This window comes from Nostocoides veronense (genome assembly GCF_039531185.1).
Classification (GTDB): domain Bacteria; phylum Actinomycetota; class Actinomycetes; order Actinomycetales; family Dermatophilaceae; genus Nostocoides_A; species Nostocoides_A veronense.
Map to the genome: position 1 here is coordinate 1 of NZ_BAAAPO010000011.1, position 15,982 is coordinate 15,982.

Annotated in this window: 14 protein-coding genes; 10 read left to right on the forward strand and 4 right to left on the reverse strand. The window is 68.7% G+C overall.

What is annotated here, in order from left to right; all coding sequences use genetic code 11:
* The first annotated feature begins 184 nt into the window (after positions 1-184).
* The gene (locus ABD225_RS03415; protein WP_344081311.1) at positions 185-853 is read left to right on the forward strand and encodes an SGNH/GDSL hydrolase family protein; all 669 of its coding nucleotides are present in this window, start codon (positions 185-187) and stop codon (positions 851-853) included.
* Positions 854-962: 109 nt separating this feature from the next.
* Positions 963-1,331, forward strand: coding sequence for a sterol carrier family protein (locus ABD225_RS03420; protein WP_344081313.1), 369 nt, complete (start codon positions 963-965; stop codon positions 1,329-1,331).
* A 112-nt stretch (positions 1,332-1,443) separates the two neighbouring features.
* Here ABD225_RS03420 and ABD225_RS03425 read toward each other — a convergent pair whose 3' ends face one another.
* Together ABD225_RS03425 and ABD225_RS03430 are read right to left on the reverse strand one after the other, a co-directional pair.
* On the reverse strand, positions 1,444-2,478 hold the full coding sequence (locus tag ABD225_RS03425; protein WP_344081316.1) for a Gfo/Idh/MocA family protein: 1,035 nt from the start codon (positions 2,476-2,478) through the stop codon (positions 1,444-1,446).
* A complete protein-coding gene (locus ABD225_RS03430; RefSeq protein ID WP_344081319.1) occupies positions 2,475-3,983 on the reverse strand; it encodes a M1 family metallopeptidase in 1,509 nt (502 codons plus the stop codon). Before ABD225_RS03430 ends, ABD225_RS03425 begins: the two co-directional genes overlap by 4 nt.
* 103 nt (positions 3,984-4,086) lie before the next feature.
* On the opposite strand from ABD225_RS03430, the gene ABD225_RS03435 reads away from it, so the two are divergent.
* From ABD225_RS03435 to purM, 8 genes are all read left to right on the forward strand, one after another.
* On the forward strand, positions 4,087-4,311 hold the full coding sequence (locus ABD225_RS03435; RefSeq protein ID WP_344081322.1) for a hypothetical protein: 225 nt from the start codon (positions 4,087-4,089) through the stop codon (positions 4,309-4,311).
* Between the two features lie 164 nt (positions 4,312-4,475).
* Positions 4,476-5,573: a channel-forming protein ArfA/OmpATb gene (gene arfA / locus ABD225_RS03440; RefSeq protein WP_344081325.1), complete on the forward strand. Its 1,098-nt coding sequence runs from the start codon at positions 4,476-4,478 to the stop codon at positions 5,571-5,573.
* A 7-nt stretch (positions 5,574-5,580) separates the two neighbouring features.
* Positions 5,581-5,733, forward strand: a complete 153-nt coding sequence (gene arfB, locus ABD225_RS03445) for a channel accessory protein ArfB (RefSeq protein ID WP_344081328.1) — start codon at positions 5,581-5,583, stop codon at positions 5,731-5,733.
* Positions 5,733-9,116, forward strand: a complete 3,384-nt coding sequence (gene arfC / locus ABD225_RS03450; protein ID WP_344081331.1) for a channel accessory protein ArfC, sunset domain variant — start codon at positions 5,733-5,735, stop codon at positions 9,114-9,116. Before arfB ends, arfC begins: the two co-directional genes overlap by 1 nt.
* Before the next feature lie 219 nt (positions 9,117-9,335).
* Positions 9,336-10,835, forward strand: coding sequence for an amidophosphoribosyltransferase (purF, locus tag ABD225_RS03455; protein WP_344081334.1), 1,500 nt, complete (start codon positions 9,336-9,338; stop codon positions 10,833-10,835).
* A 57-nt stretch (positions 10,836-10,892) separates the two neighbouring features.
* Complete coding sequence (locus tag ABD225_RS03460; RefSeq protein ID WP_344081337.1) at positions 10,893-11,273, forward strand: DUF6394 family protein; 381 nt, start codon at positions 10,893-10,895, stop codon at positions 11,271-11,273.
* Between the two features lie 8 nt (positions 11,274-11,281).
* A complete protein-coding gene (locus ABD225_RS03465; protein ID WP_344081340.1) occupies positions 11,282-13,027 on the forward strand; it encodes a potassium channel family protein in 1,746 nt (581 codons plus the stop codon).
* A gap of 9 nt (positions 13,028-13,036) precedes the next feature.
* Positions 13,037-14,164, forward strand: coding sequence for a phosphoribosylformylglycinamidine cyclo-ligase (purM, locus tag ABD225_RS03470; protein WP_344081343.1), 1,128 nt, complete (start codon positions 13,037-13,039; stop codon positions 14,162-14,164).
* A gap of 11 nt (positions 14,165-14,175) precedes the next feature.
* Here the strand turns inward: purM and ABD225_RS03475 are convergent, their stop codons facing one another.
* Entirely contained in the window at positions 14,176-15,366 is a 1,191-nt protein-coding gene (locus ABD225_RS03475; protein WP_344081346.1) for a hypothetical protein, read from the reverse strand.
* Entirely contained in the window at positions 15,363-15,980 is a 618-nt protein-coding gene (locus tag ABD225_RS03480; RefSeq protein ID WP_344081349.1) for a phosphatidic acid phosphatase, read from the reverse strand. Before ABD225_RS03480 ends, ABD225_RS03475 begins: the two co-directional genes overlap by 4 nt.
* Between the last annotated feature and the right edge of the window lie 2 nt (positions 15,981-15,982).

Consider the following 15,982-nt stretch of genomic DNA (forward strand, 5'->3'; position numbering starts at 1 on the left):
CGTGCTCAACCTCGACGGCGACTCCTACCGGCTCCGCGCTCACCACGCCCGAGGCGAAGCCCTCCGAGCGACCACCACCGGCACCCGCCAACCACTACGCTGACCCCGCCACCAGGTGAGGACAATCAACGATCAGACCTGGGGACATTCGATGAGCGCCATCACCTGCGCGCTACCCTCGTGGATGAGCAACTGTTATGGCGCGATCGACAAAGCAAATGCCTACATCAACAACACCCTGCCCAGTGCCCTGAACACGCTGTATGCCAGCATCCGCGCCCGCTCGCCGCAGGCGAAGGTCACCGTCGTCGGCTATCCGCGAATCTTCAATGGCGAGGACTGCAACGCCTTCACGTGGTTCTCGCCGACCGAGGAGTCGCGCCTGAACGCGACCGCCGATCTGCTTAACAGCAAGCTCGCCAGCGCGGCGGCGGCTCGAGGCTTCGCCTTCGCCAATCCCACCTCCCGGTTCGTCGGCCATGCTGTCTGCGACAGCCCGGAGTGGATCAATGGGCTGTCGAACCCGATTTCGGAGTCCTACCACCCCAAGGTTGACGGCCACGCCTACGGTTATCTGCCGACCGTCAGTCCCTATGTCACTGGCTCGGCGCTGCGGATGTCCGCCGGCCTCAAGGCGACCGCGGCCGCCTCCGCCGATCGGCTCGCTCGCCAGCAGAGTGCGTATGCCGCCGCCGACCGCCGCATCCAGCCCAAGTCGTTTGTTGCACCGGACCTGAGCACCCCTGCCGCGAAGGCCGCTGCCGCCCGCGCCGGGGTGGACTTGTCCTCGCGCGCGAGCATCGACGCCGCCGACGCTGCGTATGACGTCCGCCAGCGGGCCGCCTTGCGCTGAGGATCCTCGCTGACGCTCGCCCGCGCGGCCGGGAAGGTGGCTGGCATCGGCCACCCTCCCGGCAGGCGGGCAGGCCGAGCCCTTCCGTGATGACTGGGAAGATGTGCACATGCCTCCTCGTCGTCGGATCCGTCCCGCAGACGGCCAGGCGGCTGTGCAGCGGGTCAAGGCTGCGGCGACGGAGACGGATATGGAGCGCGACGACCTGGCTCTGGCGGTGCGCTACACGCTCGAAGAGCTCGCGCAACGCCATCCCGGACGCAGCGTCGAGGTGCGCGTTCCGCCCTTTGGGGCGGTGCAGTGCATCGACGGCCCCGTCCACCGGCGCGGCACGCCGCCCAATGTCGTCGAAGCCGATGCGTCGACCTGGCTGGACTTGGCCGTCGGAGCCCTGACCTGGCAGGACGCCGTGGAGGACGGCAAGGTGCGCTGGAGCGGCACGCGTGCCGATCTCTCCGAATACCTGCCCCTGCAATGAGCGCTTTGCAATGGGCGCCCCCCGGCCATGAGCCGGAGTGCACCCCGGCCCTAACACTCAATGGCGAGGGCGGCATTCGAATGTGATGCCGCCCTCGCCGATGACGTCCCGGCTATTCGCCCGGATAGGCGACACCGATCTGAGCCCGGACCTCATCGAGCGTGCGCATGATCGACAAGGTGTCGCGCCAGGGCATGATTGGGCTCTCTAGCTCGCCAGCCGAGAGCCGACGGGCCGCCTCGGCGGCTTCATACCGCAGCCCCACATGGCGACTCCCGAGGTCGTAACCCCAGGTCCCCAGCACCGCACCGTCGGGACTGACCAGGCGAACCTTGTTCGGCATATAGAAGTCGCCGTCAATCTCGATCCTGGCCTGATCGCCTGCCACGCAGGCGGTGGTCGGGGTCTTGGCAGCCATGGTGGCGTTGAGGATCGCCTGGGCGCCCCCGTCACCGCCCCGGGCCACGATGCTCACCGTCGCATCGACGCCCTCCGGGGTCAACGTCCCGATGGCCTGGACGTCGCTCAGGTCGCCGAGCACCATCTGCGCGAAGGACGCCGGATAGATGCCGAGATCGAGCAGCGCCCCGCCAGCGAGCGCTGGATCGGACAGTCGCTGGGGACCGCCCGGCCACAGCCGCTGGCCGTGATCGGCAAAGACAGTGTGTACCGTGCCGAGATGCCCGCCTTCGACAAGCTGGCGAACGACGTCATAGTGCGGCAGGAAGCGGGCCCACATCGCCTCCATACAGAACAGGCCGGCAGCCCGTGCGGCGCCGAGGAGCCGCGAGGCTTCGTCCGCGTTGCGGGTGAAGGCCTTCTCGACCAGCACCGGCTTGCCAGCCTCCAATGCGAGCAAAGAGTGCTCGAGGTGCGCCGAGTGCGGGCTGGCGACGTAGACAATGTCCACGTCCTGTGCCGCCACCAACTCTGCATAGCTGCCCACGCTGCGGGCCACCCCATGCTCGGTCGCGAAGCGGGCCGCGGATTCGGCGTTTCTCGACCCCACGACGGCGAGAGTGGACCGGGTGCCGGAGCGCACGGCATACGCCATGGCCCCGGCAATCAGACCGGTCCCGAGGATGCCCCACCGGACCGGTGGGGCATCCATCGGGTCGGGGACCCGGCTCTGCGGCAGTTCGCTCACCGCGCCCCGCGCATCATCGCGTTGCGCGCAATGATGTCGGCCGATGCCGGACGGATGCCGTCGAAGCGGGCCGGCAGGAAGCCGTTCTCGGCGGTCTTGGCCGGCTTGGTGCGGGCGGTCAGCCAGTTGTAGAAGAACGGGCTTAGCTCCTTGCCGGAGATCCGCTCGGCCATGGCGGTGAACTCCGGAATGCTGGCATTGCCGCCCTTCTTGGCCGCAGTCCACGCCTTGAGCAGCTTGGTCATGTCCGCCTCACCGATGACATTGCGCAAGGCTGCGAGAGCCATCCCGCCGCGCAGATAAACCGCGCCATTGAATTCATTCTTGGCGCCGGGATTGGAGATCGGGACCTTCCAGAAGGTGGGGTCGCCGCCGAAAGCCCCGTAATACTCCTCTAGGAGCTGGTTGGTCGTGCCCTCACCCTTCTTGTCCGACCACAGGAACTCGGCATAGGTGGCGAAGCCCTCGTTGAGCCAGATGTCGCGCCAGTTGCGGATGCTCACCGAGTCGCCGAACCACTGGTGGGCGTTCTCGTGGACGACGACATACATATTCGTGCCGCCCTCCCAGAAGTCGGGGGTGTAGACGGGCCGCTGCTGAGTTTCCAGGGCGAAGCCGAAACTCTGGTTGGCGATGACGCCGCCGACCTGCTTGAAGGCATACGGACCGAACTGTGAGGCGCCCCAGTTGATGACCTCGGGCGTGCGCAGCACATCGGCCTTCGCGCGGGTGATCGCCGAGTCCGAGCGCGTCGTGGTGATCGCCGTGGTGTACGGCCGTTGGTTCATCGTGCCCGTCAGCACATCGAACTGCCCGACGGCCATGAAGGCGAGATAGGTCGCCATCGGCTGGGACGAGGACCACTTCCAGACGTCCTTGGTGGTCCCGCTGGTCTTGCCCACGAAGTCCCCGGCGCCGATGGCCTCAAGGCCCTTGGGTACCGAGAAACTCATCTGGTATGTCGCTTTGTCGCGCGGGTGGTCGTTGCTGGGGAACCACCACGCGGCGATCTCGGGCTCGCCGAGCGCGATCGCCTCGGTGCCGCTGCCGATCCACGGGCTGACCCCGTTATAGCTGAGCCGACTCGGGATGCCGGTGTAGGTCACCTTGACGACCATCGTTGAGCCGTTCGCGAGCGGCAGCGTCGGCTTCACGACGAGCTCGTGCGGGTCCGGCTTGGCGAACTCGGCGGGCTTGCCGTTGACCGTCACCGTCTTGGCATCGAGCATCAGATCGAGGTTGAAGGACGAGAGGTCCTGGGTGGCCTTGGCCGTGATGATCGCGGTGCCCGTGATCCGGCCGGAGGTCGGGACATAGTCGACGAACAGGTTGTAGTTGGAGACGTTGTAACCGCCATTGCCATAGGCGGGGTAGTAGGGATCGCCGATCCCGCCCGCGCCGGGGGTTGGGGCGGCGTTGGCGGCGGTCGCGACGAGCATCGCGACGGCGGTCCCGGTCGCGGCGCTCCCCATGAGCCGGTGGCGGGTGGTGGTTGAAAGGGTCATAGCCTGGTCCTCTCCCTGGTCGTCCATGGCCAGTGACACACTAGGACCCGGGACCGACAACCGCATGGGGTCGGCCCGAGATTCTGCGAAAGGGCGGTTGTCGATGACCCGCAAAGCAGTGGTTCGTCGGGAACCGCGGGTGGCGACCTTCATCGTCACCGGCGCGCTCGTGGGCTTTCTGGCCGGCTCGGCCATCTACCTTCTCAATGACGACAACGGCCTGTATGACAACCAGACGGCCTTGGGCTATCTCGCGATCCTGGGCCTTTTGCTCGGTGCGCTGGGGGGTGCCGCGGTGGCGGCTTTGGTTGCTGGCGGGCGCCGCTGACATACCCCGGTCTCGGGTCCGGCAAACCCCCGTGAGCAGCCGCGCTGGGCGCAGGTGATGTATGCCGCCTACCCCACCTCCCGCTCGTCCCGCGCGCTGTCGGTCCGGCACCGTATCTTTGTGCTCGCGAAGCGCGGCAGACGCTTCTAGCGAACGGAGTGGCAATGGCATACGACGGGTCCGGCGAATATCGCGAGGACGGCGACGAGGTCTGGGAAGGCGACGGCGAAGGCCGCATCGTCGGCCATGAGCGCGTCGCGACCTGGGCGGAGGAGACGCGTCGCTACCGGCGCAATCCCGGTGGCTGGTGGTGGGGCGCGCTCCTCGGGGTGCCGGCTGTCTTAGCCGCCGCGGGTCTGGCGTTCGGCGGCTCTGGCACGACCGCGAACTCCGGATCGGCAGGCAAGACCTCCCCGACCTCCACGACGTCCAGCGCGGGGCAAACCTCCGGCAGCTCATCGACGTCCAGCTCGAGCGATTCGAGTTCCTCGTCGTCATCGGGCTCGCCGGCCACGGGCGACGGCACGGTCGCCAGCAGCGCTTTCGCCATTACCCGCGCCGGTGATGCCGTCACCGTCCGCGCCGATGTGCCAGACGAGGCGGCCAAGACCGCGCTGATCGACTCCGTGAAGTCCGCCCTCGGCGTTTCCACGGTCGTGGACAAGGTCACCGTGGCCGCGAGTGCGGCGGGGCCGGCGCCCGCTGCCGTCGGGAGCGCGCTTGCCGCCTTGAAGGATGCCGGCGACTTCGGCCTCGCCTGGGACCTGAAGTCCCTGGTGGCAACCGGAACGGTCGCCGCCGAGGATGCCAAAACCAAGGTGGCCGACGCGCTCGCCGCGGCCTGGCCGGGCGCGTCCGTGAGCAATGGCATCACCGTCGGCACGGATGCAGCCGCCGCCTGCGCGAACCTCGGCGACTCGATCAAGGTCGCGCTCGCCGACACCAAAATCACCTTCGTCAAGTACGGCACCGACCCCAATGACGACTCCGTTGCCGTTCTCAAGAGAGTCGCCGCCATGGCCTCGAAGTGCGCCGATGCCCGGCTGACGGTGACGGGTTATACCGACTCCTCGGGCTCTGATGCCGAGAACAAGCGGCTCAGCGAACAGCGCGCACAGTCGGTGCGCAAGGTGCTCGTGAGCAATGGCGTCGCGGACACCCAGGTCACGGCCGTCGGCAAGGGCGAAGCGGACCCGATCGCCTCCAACTCCACTCCGGCGGGTATCGCCGCCAACCGTCGCGTCGAGATCACGGTGAACTGAGGAACTCATGGAATTCGTTACTGCCTGGCTGTGGTATCTCCTGGCCTTCGCCCTCGGAGCCCTCGTCGCCTATCTCGTCGCGCGGATGTCCGTCGGCCCCACCAATGAGAACGAGGCCTTCGCCGACGTTCCCGAAACTCGTGCGATCGGAGACCTGTGATGAAGTGGTGGCTCTTTGTCCTGGCATTTGTGCTGGGCGCCCTGCTGACCTGGATTTATATGGTGCGCCGCGCCACCCGCGAGGTGCGCATCATCCAGGAAGTGCCGATCCGCTCCCGTGAGGGCGGCCTGGCCGCCGGTGCTGCTGCGGCGAGCGCGGTCGGCGCTGCCGCGGTCTTGGACGACGACGATGTGGATGCCGAGTATGCCGAGGCGGACCTCGATCTCGCGGCGGCCGATACCGCTGTGGACCTCGAGCCTGCCCTGCCGGCGGTGGACGTGGACAAGACTGTTGTTCGCGAGCACCCTGCCGTCGACCTCGACGGCCCAGCCGCGGATATCGACCTGGACGGGGGCGTTGACCTGGATGCGCCGGACGTGGACTTGGATGCTCCGGACGCGGGGATCGATCTGGATGCTCCCGCTGCCGACATTGCCTCCCCGGCCGTAGATCTGGATGCCCCGGAGGAGGGCATCGATCTGGATGGTGGTTTGGATCTCGACGCTCCGGTCGTCGATCTCGATGTCCCCGCGGTGGACCTCGACGCCGCAGGCGGCGGTATCGACCTGGACACGCCCGCCGCCGACATCGCGGTCCCGGCCGCTGACCTCGACGCTCCGGATGCTGGCATTGACCTGGATGCCTCGGCCGTGGACGTCGCGGCGCCGGACGCGGGGATCGATCTGGACGTCCCCGATGCTGGCATTGACCTGGATGCCCCGGCGGCGGATGTTGCGGCGCCAGCCGTGGATCTCGACGCGCCGGATGCCGGGATCGATCTGGACGCGCCGGATGCGGGGATCGATCTGGATGCCCCTCCTGCGGATGTTGCAGCGCCAGCCGTCGACTTGGACGCGCCGGACGCTGGGATCGATCTTGATGCTCCGGCGGAGGATGTTGCGGCGCCAGCCGTCGACTTGGGTGCTCCGGATGCTGGGATCGATCTGGACGCGCCGGATGCTGGCATTGATCTTGATGCTCCGGCGGCGGATGTTGCGGCGCCAGCCGTCGGCTTGGATGCTCCGGATGCTGGGATCGATCTGGACGTGCCGGATGCCGGCATCGACCTGAATGCCCCGGCGGTCGACGTTGCGGCTCCTGCCGTGGATGTCGATGGGCCAGCGCTCGATGCGGACGCTGCAGAGGACTCCGTCGGTCGGCACGCGACCGTCGACCTCGATTCGGGTGACGCCCCGGCCATCACCGGTCCAAGTTATGCACCGGTCGTGGCCGTCGATGCGACGGATGCCGATGTGGACGCCGACTCTGGCCTCGACCTTGGCGCCCTAGACCAAACGACCGACGACCAAACTGTCACCAGCCAGGCCGGGCTGTTGGACGACGACACTCCAGTGATCGCTGAGGTCGACGATCAGTCCACTGAGCTGCCGGACTACGACAGCACCCCAGCGATTGCCCAGGAAACCGAGGTCGAGTCCGAAACCGTGGACGCCGGCGTCGACCTCGATGCCAGTGCGTCGGCCGTTGACGCCGAGCTCGACTTGGACTCCACCCAGGTCGACGGTGACGCGGCAGAAGCAGCCGTTGAGGAAGAGCTCGACCTGCCTGCCGCCGACGTGGTGGAACCGTCCGATGACCCAGAGCCAGAACTGGCCGGTGCCGATGCCGCGGGACTGGACGTCGATGCCCAAGAAGCAGCGTCAGAGGCCGCTGATGAGGAACTGGACTCGGGCGTCGCTGCGGGTCTTGGCCTAGCCGGCTTTGCCGCTGCCGCCTATGGCGCGGGATCAGTCCTGCCTGCTCGCGACGGATCCGGTCCGGAGGGCTGGGAGGTCAAAGGCAACGAGGACTCGATGCTTTTCCACACCCCGCAGAGTCCGTCATATGCCCGGACCAAGGCCGAGGTGTGGTTCGAGGACGAGGCCACGGCAGCAGCCGCCGGCTTCGCGGCCTGGAATTGGCGCACCCGATCGGCTCCGTCTGAGGCGGCCGCCGTTCCGAGTGGGGACGAGGTTCAGCCCGGCTCCGAGGACGGGACCGTCGAGGCGACCCCGGCTGACGATGCCCAGGCTGCCTTCGCCGGTCTGGACATTGATGCCACGAACGACCTCGCCTCCGAAACCGCCGAGGGTGAGCCGGCCTCGGCCGCCCGAGGCGAGTCCGAGTTGGTGGCCGAATCGGCCGTCGAGGACGGGACCGTTCAGGCGACTACGGAAGCCGATGCACGGACCGCCTATGCCGACGTGGACAGCGATGCGCCGGACGACACGGGGCCCGAGACGGCCGGGGCCGCGGCCGAGCCGCTCGCCGAGGTCGAGCCCGCGAGTGCCGGTGCGCTCGATGAGGTTGCTACTGAGCTCGAGCCGGAGCCCGAACCCGAACCGGAGGCTGAGCCGCTGGCTGAACCCGAGCCGGTTGTCGAGCCGGAGCCCGAACCCGAGCCCGAGCCGGTCGCGGAGCCCGAACCGGTCGCGGAGCCCGAACCCGAGCCCGAGCCGGTCGCGGAGCCGGAGCCAGATCCGGAGCCCAAACCCGAGCCGGAGCCGGTCGCCGGGCTGGAGGGGGTCGTTGAGCCGGAGCCGGAGACCGAGTCGGTCGTTGAGGCGGCCGCGGCCCCGCACGTCGCCTTCTCGCTAGCCTCCTATGGCGCGGGCTCGGCGGTGCCGGCGTCCGATGGTTCCGGGCCGCAAGGCTGGTCGGTCAAGGGCAACGAAGACTCGATGCTCTACCACACCACCGAGTCGCCGCACTTTGAGCGGACGATCGCGGAGGTCTGGTTTATCGATGAAGCCACGGCGGCCGCCGCAGGCTTCTCGCCCTGGAACTGGAAGACGCGGCGTCCAAGCCCGTCTGCCGACACCCCGGTGACTGGCACCCCGGCGGCGACCGACGTCGACACGTCAGAAGACGCGACGAGCGATGTTGAGCCCGACGAAGCGCAGACCCTCGAGGTCGAGACCGTCGCGACGGACACCGCAATCGAATCCGCGGCGCCGGACTCGACCACGTCCGATCTGGAATCCCCCGACGACCTGCTGGATATGGGCTCAATTCACGCCCCGGCCACGCGAGCTAGCGCGCTCGTGGACACCGAGCCGGCCACTTTGGCAGGGCTCGAACTCCCCGGTGCCGCAGCCGAAGAAATGGAGGTCCCGGCAGCGGCCCCCACCGCAGAACCGGCGGCACCGGCACCTGTCCCGCTGAGCGAGGTCGACGAGGGGCCATACGGCCGCGGTTCGGTCAAGGCCGGCCCGCGCGGCAAGGGTCCGGACGGATGGACGATCAAGGGTAACGAGGACAGCATGCTCTTCCACACGCCGGAGAGCCCGTGGTTCAAGCGCACCCGCGCCGAGGTCTGGTTCTTCGATGAGGAGAGCGCGGTGGCCGCTGGGTTCACCCGCTGGGATCGCAACAAGGATTGATCCCGCAGCCCGCCCGACCCCCGTCGGGTGGCACCGGACGCGCCCTAGGTGCACGAGGACCCCGTCTGCTCCAGCAGACGGGGTCCTCGCTTTGGCGCGCAGTTTCGCGCCGAAGCGCTCAAATGCCAGCCGAGCGCAGGTATAGCTGCGCTCGGCCGCAATTTCAGGGCTCCGCGACGAGGACGCTGTACCCGTCCGACGCTGTGGGAGACTAAGGCCGTGCCAGGAGGAGACGGCCAGCTCACCCACGACCTACTGCCCGGGGAGCGCGGCCCGCAGGATGCGTGCGGGGTGTTCGGGATCTGGGCGCCGGGCGAGGATGTCGCCAAGCTGACCTACTTCGGTCTCTATGCCCTGCAGCACCGCGGCCAGGAATCGGCCGGCATCGCTGCCTCCGACGGCCGCCGCCTGCTGGTTTACAAGGACATGGGCCTGGTCTCGCAGGTCTTCGACGAGCGCTCGCTGTCCGGGCTGGTCGGGCATATCGCCGTCGGGCACTGCCGCTACTCCACGACCGGCGGCTCGACCTGGGAGAACGCCCAGCCGACGCTCGGCGGCCATAGCGGCTTCACCGTCGCCCTCGCCCACAATGGCAACCTGATCAACTCCGCGGAACTGCGCGAGCTCGTCATGGAGCGCGCCGACGCGGGATTCGATGTGCACGCCGGGGAGTTGCGTCGCGGCAACACGACCGACACCGCCCTCGTCACAGCGCTCCTTGTCGACGACCCGTCCCGCAGCATCGAGGAGCGCGCGCTGGAGCTGCTGCCCCGGCTGCGCGGCGCATTCAGCTTCGTGTTCATGGATGAGCACACGTTGTATGCCGCCCGCGACCCGCAGGGGATCCGTCCCCTGGTCCTGGGTCGAGTCGAGCGCGGGTGGGTGGTCGCCTCCGAGACCGCCGCCCTGGACATCGTCGGCGCCTCCCTGATTCGTGAGGTCGAGCCCGGTGAACTGATCGCCATCGACGAGGACGGCCTGCGCTCGAGCAAGTGGGCGATTCCGGAGCCCAAGGGTTGCGTCTTCGAGTACGTCTATCTCGCCCGGCCGGACACCACGATCCGCGGCCGCGTCGTGCACGAAGCACGAGTGCAAATGGGCCGCACGCTGGCCCGTGAGCATCCGGTCGAGGCGGACCTCGTCATACCCACCCCCGAGTCGGGCACGCCCGCAGCCATCGGCTACGCGCAAGAGTCCGGGATCCCCTACGGCCAGGGCCTGGTCAAGAATGCGTATGTCGGGCGGACCTTCATCTCGCCGAACCAGACGATTCGCCAGCTCGGTATCCGGCTCAAGCTCAACCCGCTGAAGGACGTTATCCACGGCAAGCGGCTGGTCGTCGTCGACGACTCGATCGTGCGCGGCAACACCCAGCGCGCGCTCGTCCGCATGTTGCGCGAGGCCGGTGCAGCCGAAGTGCACGTGCGCATCTCCTCGCCGCCGGTGCGCTGGCCGTGCTTCTACGGCATCGACTTCGCGACCCGTGCCGAGCTGATCGCGACGGGCATCGGGGTCGATGATGTCTGCCGGTCGATCGGCGCCGACAGCCTCGGCTATATCAGCGAGGCCGGCATGGTAGCGGCCACGAACCAGCAGCCCGATCAGCTGTGCAGCGCTTGCTTCACCGGCACCTACCCGATTCCGTTGCCCTCGGAGGACAAGCTCGGCAAGGGCCTGCTCGAGATGCAACTGCCGATGGACCTCAGGCCGCTCGACTGAGCAACCAAGAGCTCCGGCCCACAACGCAAGCGGGGCCGAGGCGGTAGTTTCGGCTCTGTGAGTCTTGAGAAGGTCGTCTTCGGCTTCTTCGTCGTCCTCGCGGCGACCTTGAACTTCGGGTACTTCATCGGCGAGTTGACCGACCCGAACGTTCACAACAAGTACGAACTCTTCGCGGCGGTCGTCGTCAATATCATCGCGGTCATCTTGAAGTTCGGGGACCGCACGCAGATCGGCGCACTCCATCTCGCCACGAGCTTGGTCGCCGCCATCCAACTCCTCGCCGCAACCGTGACCTGGCTGCTCGCCGATGCCGATGGCGTCGTCAGTGGCGCCGAGATGAGCGCGGTGGTCTCCATCTCCGGTGGCGCGCTGATGGCCAATGTCGTCTCCATCGTCCTGCTCGTGGCCGAGACGATCACCTACCACCGCCGCTGAAGCCCGCCGTGGTCAACCCGCTGCTCCTGGTCCGTCCGCGCCGGCGGCGCTCGACCGACCTACGGCAAAACCACGTCGCCATCCCCTCGGCCGCACCCGGATCTGATGCGATTTTCTTGCTGCTGCGCCGGATGCGGATGCCCCTGGTCGTCCTCGTCGGGGTCTTCACGGTCAGCGTCTTCGGCCTGGCCGCCATGCCCGGCACGGACGCGGACGGCAATCCGGCCCGCATCGGCGTCTTCGAAGCCTTCTACGTCATGAGCTACACCGCCACGACCATCGGCTTCGGCGAGATCCCCTATCCGTTCAGCATCCAGCAGCGACTGTGGGTGACCGGATGCATCTACGCCACCGTCATAGCCTGGGCGTATGCCATCGGCATGGTTCTCGCGCTCAGTCAGGACGAGGGCTTCCGCGATGCCGTCGCCGCCCAGCGCTTCGGGCGCAAGGTGCGCCACCAGAACGAGAAGTTCCACATCATCGCCGGCTATGGCGGGGCGGGCCATCGGGTCGGCAATGCCTTGGACCTGATCCGATCGCGCTTCGTCGTCATCGACTCCGATGGCCTGCGCATCGACCGGCTCGCCACCGAGCAACTCTCCTCCGAGGTGCCGGGCGTGCAGGGCGACGCCGCGGCGCCCGCTGTGCTCGGCCTGGCCGGTCTGGGGCACAAGCACTGCGTCGGCGTGCTCGCACTCGCCGGGGATGATCTCACCAATCTCGGGGTCGTCCAGGCTGTGCACCTCCTTCGCCCGGAACTGCCCGTCATCGCCTGGGCGCGCGATCGCGAACTCGCTGAGCACATGCGCGAGTTCGGGGCGACGGCCGTGGTCAATCCGTATGACCGGTTCGGGGCCTATCTCGCTATCGGGCTGCGTCGGCCCGTCACCTTGCAACTCATGCATTGGCTGATGTCACCGCTTGGCAGCCCCGTCCCGGAGACGGCCCACGCCGTGCCAGATGGCACCTGGCTGGTCTGCGCCGAGGGCGCCTTCAAGGCCGAGATCGAGCGGGACCTGCGCGGCGCCGGATACAACGTGGTCCACCGCGACCCGAGTGATGGCATCGGCGACTGCCGGGATTATGTCGGCTTCGTCGCCGGCGCCGATCACGACACCGTCAACCTCGCGCTCGGCGCGGAAGTGCGGCGCCAGTCGCCGAGCATCTTCTTGTGCCTGCGTCAGAGCAAGGCCGCCAGCGCCCCGCTGTATGACGCCTTCGCCCCTGACTCGATCTTTCTCGCCACGGAACTCGTTGCGCGCGAGTGCTATTCGCGGATCGTCACGCCCCGAATGTGGAAGTTCCTGGAGTTCTGCGGTGAGCAAGACGAGGACTGGTCGCAGGCCTTCCTCGATCATCTGCTCGACCGCTGCGGGCCGGGGTCACCCAATGGCTGGCGCTTGAGCATCGATGAGGCGGGGGCGCCGGGTCTGGTCCGTTGGCTCGCCCACGACCCGATGACGATCGGCCAATTGCTCCGCAATCCCGCTGACCGAGAATCCTTCGCCCCGGTCGTCGCCCTGGCGCACAAGCGCGGCAGCGAGGTCACGCCAACTCCAGACGAGGACACCCCGCTGCGGGTGGGCGATGAGCTACTGCTGGCCTCGCCCGCCCGCGGCTACGCCTTCCTCCACGAGACGCTGTTCAACGAGGCCGTTGCGGAGTATGTCGCGACCGGGCGCGCCGTGCCCACCACCTGGCTCTGGCGTCGTCTGACTCGGACACGGAGCCGGCGCCCCGCGAGCACGGCATAGGGTCGGCTTGTGACTGACGCGCCGATCACCTATACCGCCGCCGGGGTCGACGTGGAGGCCGGTGACAAGGCCGTGGAACTGATGAAGTCCGCCGTCGCGCGGGCCACCCGCCCGGAGGTGCTGGGAGGGCTCGGCGGCTTCGCCGGCCTGTTCGACGCCTCCACCCTTGCACGAATGGACCGCCCGATCCTCGCGACCTCGACCGATGGGGTTGGCACCAAGGTCGCCATCGCCCAGGCCCTCGACCGACACGACACGATCGGCTTCGACCTGGTCGGCATGGTCGTCGACGACATCGTCGTGTGCGGCGCCGAACCGCTTTTCATGACCGACTACATTGCCTGCGGCAAGGTCGTCCCGGAGCGAATCGCCGCCATCGTCTCCGGCATCGCCGCGGCCTGCGAACAGGCCGGCACCGCCCTCGTCGGCGGGGAGACCGCAGAGCACCCCGGCCTGCTAGGGGAGCATGAGTATGACGTCGCCGGCGCCGCCACCGGGGTCGTCGAGCACGCCGACATCCTCGGCCCGCACCGGGTCGCCCCGGGCGATCTCGTCCTCGGCCTGGCCGCGTCGGGCCTGCATTCCAATGGCTACTCCCTCGTGCGGCGGGTCATCGCCGCCGCGGGCTGGGCGCTCGATCGGCAGGTCGAGGACTTCGGACAGACGCTGGGGGATGAGCTGCTCACCCCGACCAGGGTGTATGCCGCGGACCTGCTCACGCTGATCCGGGATCCGCAGGTGCGGGAGGCGGGCGGCGTACACGCGCTCTCGCATGTCACCGGCGGTGGCCTCGCGGCCAACCTCGCCCGCGTGCTGCCCCCCGGCGTGCATGCCCGGGTCCACCGCGAAAGCTGGTCGCCGCCAGCGGTTTTCACGACCATCGGGGCACTCGGCAAGGTCCCGCCTCTCGACCTTGAGCGCACGCTCAACATGGGCGTGGGCTTCGTCGCGGTGCTGCCCGAGTCGGCCGCTGACCGGGCGGCTGCGCTGCTCGCCGACGCGGGAATCCCGGCCTGGGTGATGGGCGAAATCCACGCCGCGCAGGCTGCGCCGATCGAGGAGGGCGTCGAGGTCGTGCGCGGCTCCAAGGGCGTCCATGGCGGCTCGGTGCAGATCCTCGGCAACTACGCCACCTGACAACGCCTAGATCAGCCGCGCGCGGACCAGAGGGCCACGCGTTCCTTGGCCGTCCCGGCCAGCCACACCCGATCCCCCGCGACCGCCACCGCGGTCGGGCTGCCCGGCACCTCGAGTTCCAGCATTCCGCCGTCGGTGCCCGCCGTGCTGCGCGGGAGCGGCCAGCGCCATACCGTCCCTGCACCGCTGCCGTCCGCGAGGGCCAGCCAGGCATAGGCCGCGCTGACACCGGTGCCGACCCATTCGGCCTGGTCAGGCACCAGCGAGGTCATCGTGTCGCCCGCCTGGGCCGATCCGCGGACCGGCGCGCGCACAGTGTCGACCGTGAAGGTCCCGTCCGCGCTGAACCGGCCGAGCCAGGCCCGCAATTCACCGTGATCGCGCCCGGCGAGCACGCACCATACGGGTCCACAGGAGGCCGCCTCGACACCGGTGCTCACCCCGTTGGCGCTCTCAGCAGCCAGAAGGGTGGGCAATTCTTGGGCGTGCCACTGACCATCCCGCTCGACCCAGGCGAGCGGAGCCACCCGCACCCCCTGCTGTAGATCGGTGGCCGCCCCGGCGAGCAGGGCGCGCCCTCCCGGCGCGGTGGCCGCCGCGCTGATCTGCACCAGCCGGTCGGCGCGGTTGGCCAACGCGGTGCCCGCGGACTCGGCCCGCACCCACCGCGTGCCCTCCGGGCGCCAGATCGCGGCGTCCAGCCCCGTCACGGCCGACTTCCAACTGCCGACCAGCAGCGGCCCGGTCGCGTCATAGGCCACCCCGGTCAACGCTCCCGCATCAATCCCTCCGAAGGTCTCGAACGTCTGCGGCTGCTCGAGCACCGGGCCAGCGCCGCGCCATACCGCCCACCGGACATTGCCGTGCGCGCCGCCCGAGATACCGGTCAGGCCGGTGACCTCGTTGCCATCCGTCGCGAGATAGCGGAAGCGCCCCTCAAAGGCATAGGGCGAGCTGGCCGTGATGTCGAGGGGCACCAGATCGTCGGTCGATGAGACTCGGAACAGCCCCGCACGAGGGCGAGCGGATACGTCATAGGTCCCGAGCAGGGCCTCGTGACCGAGGGCGGCCATCGCCGTGACCGGCCCGGGGAGCCGCACGTCGACGGGCGAGAAGACATCATCGAAGCGCTCCCCGCGCGAGCATCCGGCCGGCCCGGCGAGGGCCAGGATTAGGGCGCCCGCGAGCGCGCGACGTCTCACCGCAAGCCCGCGAAGGTCAGCCCCGCACTCGCCGCGCCGAGGGCCGCACCAAGCGCCACCTGCCAGCCCGTATGCCGTCCCGCCCGCCACCGCGCCCAACCCACCAGCGCGACCAGGGGGCTGAGCAGCAAGGCCCCCGCCCCGAGCCGGATCGTCAGGATCGTCACCGCGCCCGCGATCACGGCTGTATGCAGTGAGGCCTTGCTCATCGTCGTCACCAGCCCGAGCGTGGCCACGCCCGCGACGAGCGCCCACACCAGCGCCAGCAGGTCGCGTGGTGCGTTCAGCGCGGTCAACACCAGCGTGCCCACCACGACGCTGACCAGCGCAATAAGGGCCGGAAGATGCCGCTCATCGCGCCGGATGACGTGCCGATCCGCGACCCGGCCGGTGCGCACGAGGAGGGCGAGGGCGGCATACGGCAGCAGCACGGCGAAGGTGACGATGAGCGCCGACCAGCCGAGAGCGGGCAGCCAGCCCGGGCTGGCGGCACGCGCGACCGCGAGGACCAGGGCGGCGACGACGATTCCCGGATCGAGCAGATTCGACATCCGGTCGGCGATGGCGGAGGGCCGGGCGCGCTCCTGCCGGATCAGATCGGGGTGCGCCGTCACCG

Excerpts from the sequence above, each read along its gene's own strand:
- ABD225_RS03415 (WP_344081311.1), top strand. The coding sequence starts at position 185 with ATGAGCAACTGTTATGGCGCGATCGACAAAGCAAATGCCTACATCAAC.
- ABD225_RS03420 (WP_344081313.1), top strand. The coding sequence starts at position 963 with ATGCCTCCTCGTCGTCGGATCCGTCCCGCAGACGGCCAGGCGGCTGTG.
- ABD225_RS03430 (WP_344081319.1), bottom strand. The coding sequence starts at position 3,983 with ATGACCCTTTCAACCACCACCCGCCACCGGCTCATGGGGAGCGCCGCG.
- ABD225_RS03435 (WP_344081322.1), top strand. The coding sequence starts at position 4,087 with ATGACCCGCAAAGCAGTGGTTCGTCGGGAACCGCGGGTGGCGACCTTC.
- arfA (WP_344081325.1), top strand. The coding sequence starts at position 4,476 with ATGGCATACGACGGGTCCGGCGAATATCGCGAGGACGGCGACGAGGTC.
- arfB (WP_344081328.1), top strand. The coding sequence starts at position 5,581 with ATGGAATTCGTTACTGCCTGGCTGTGGTATCTCCTGGCCTTCGCCCTC.
- arfC (WP_344081331.1), top strand. The coding sequence starts at position 5,733 with ATGAAGTGGTGGCTCTTTGTCCTGGCATTTGTGCTGGGCGCCCTGCTG.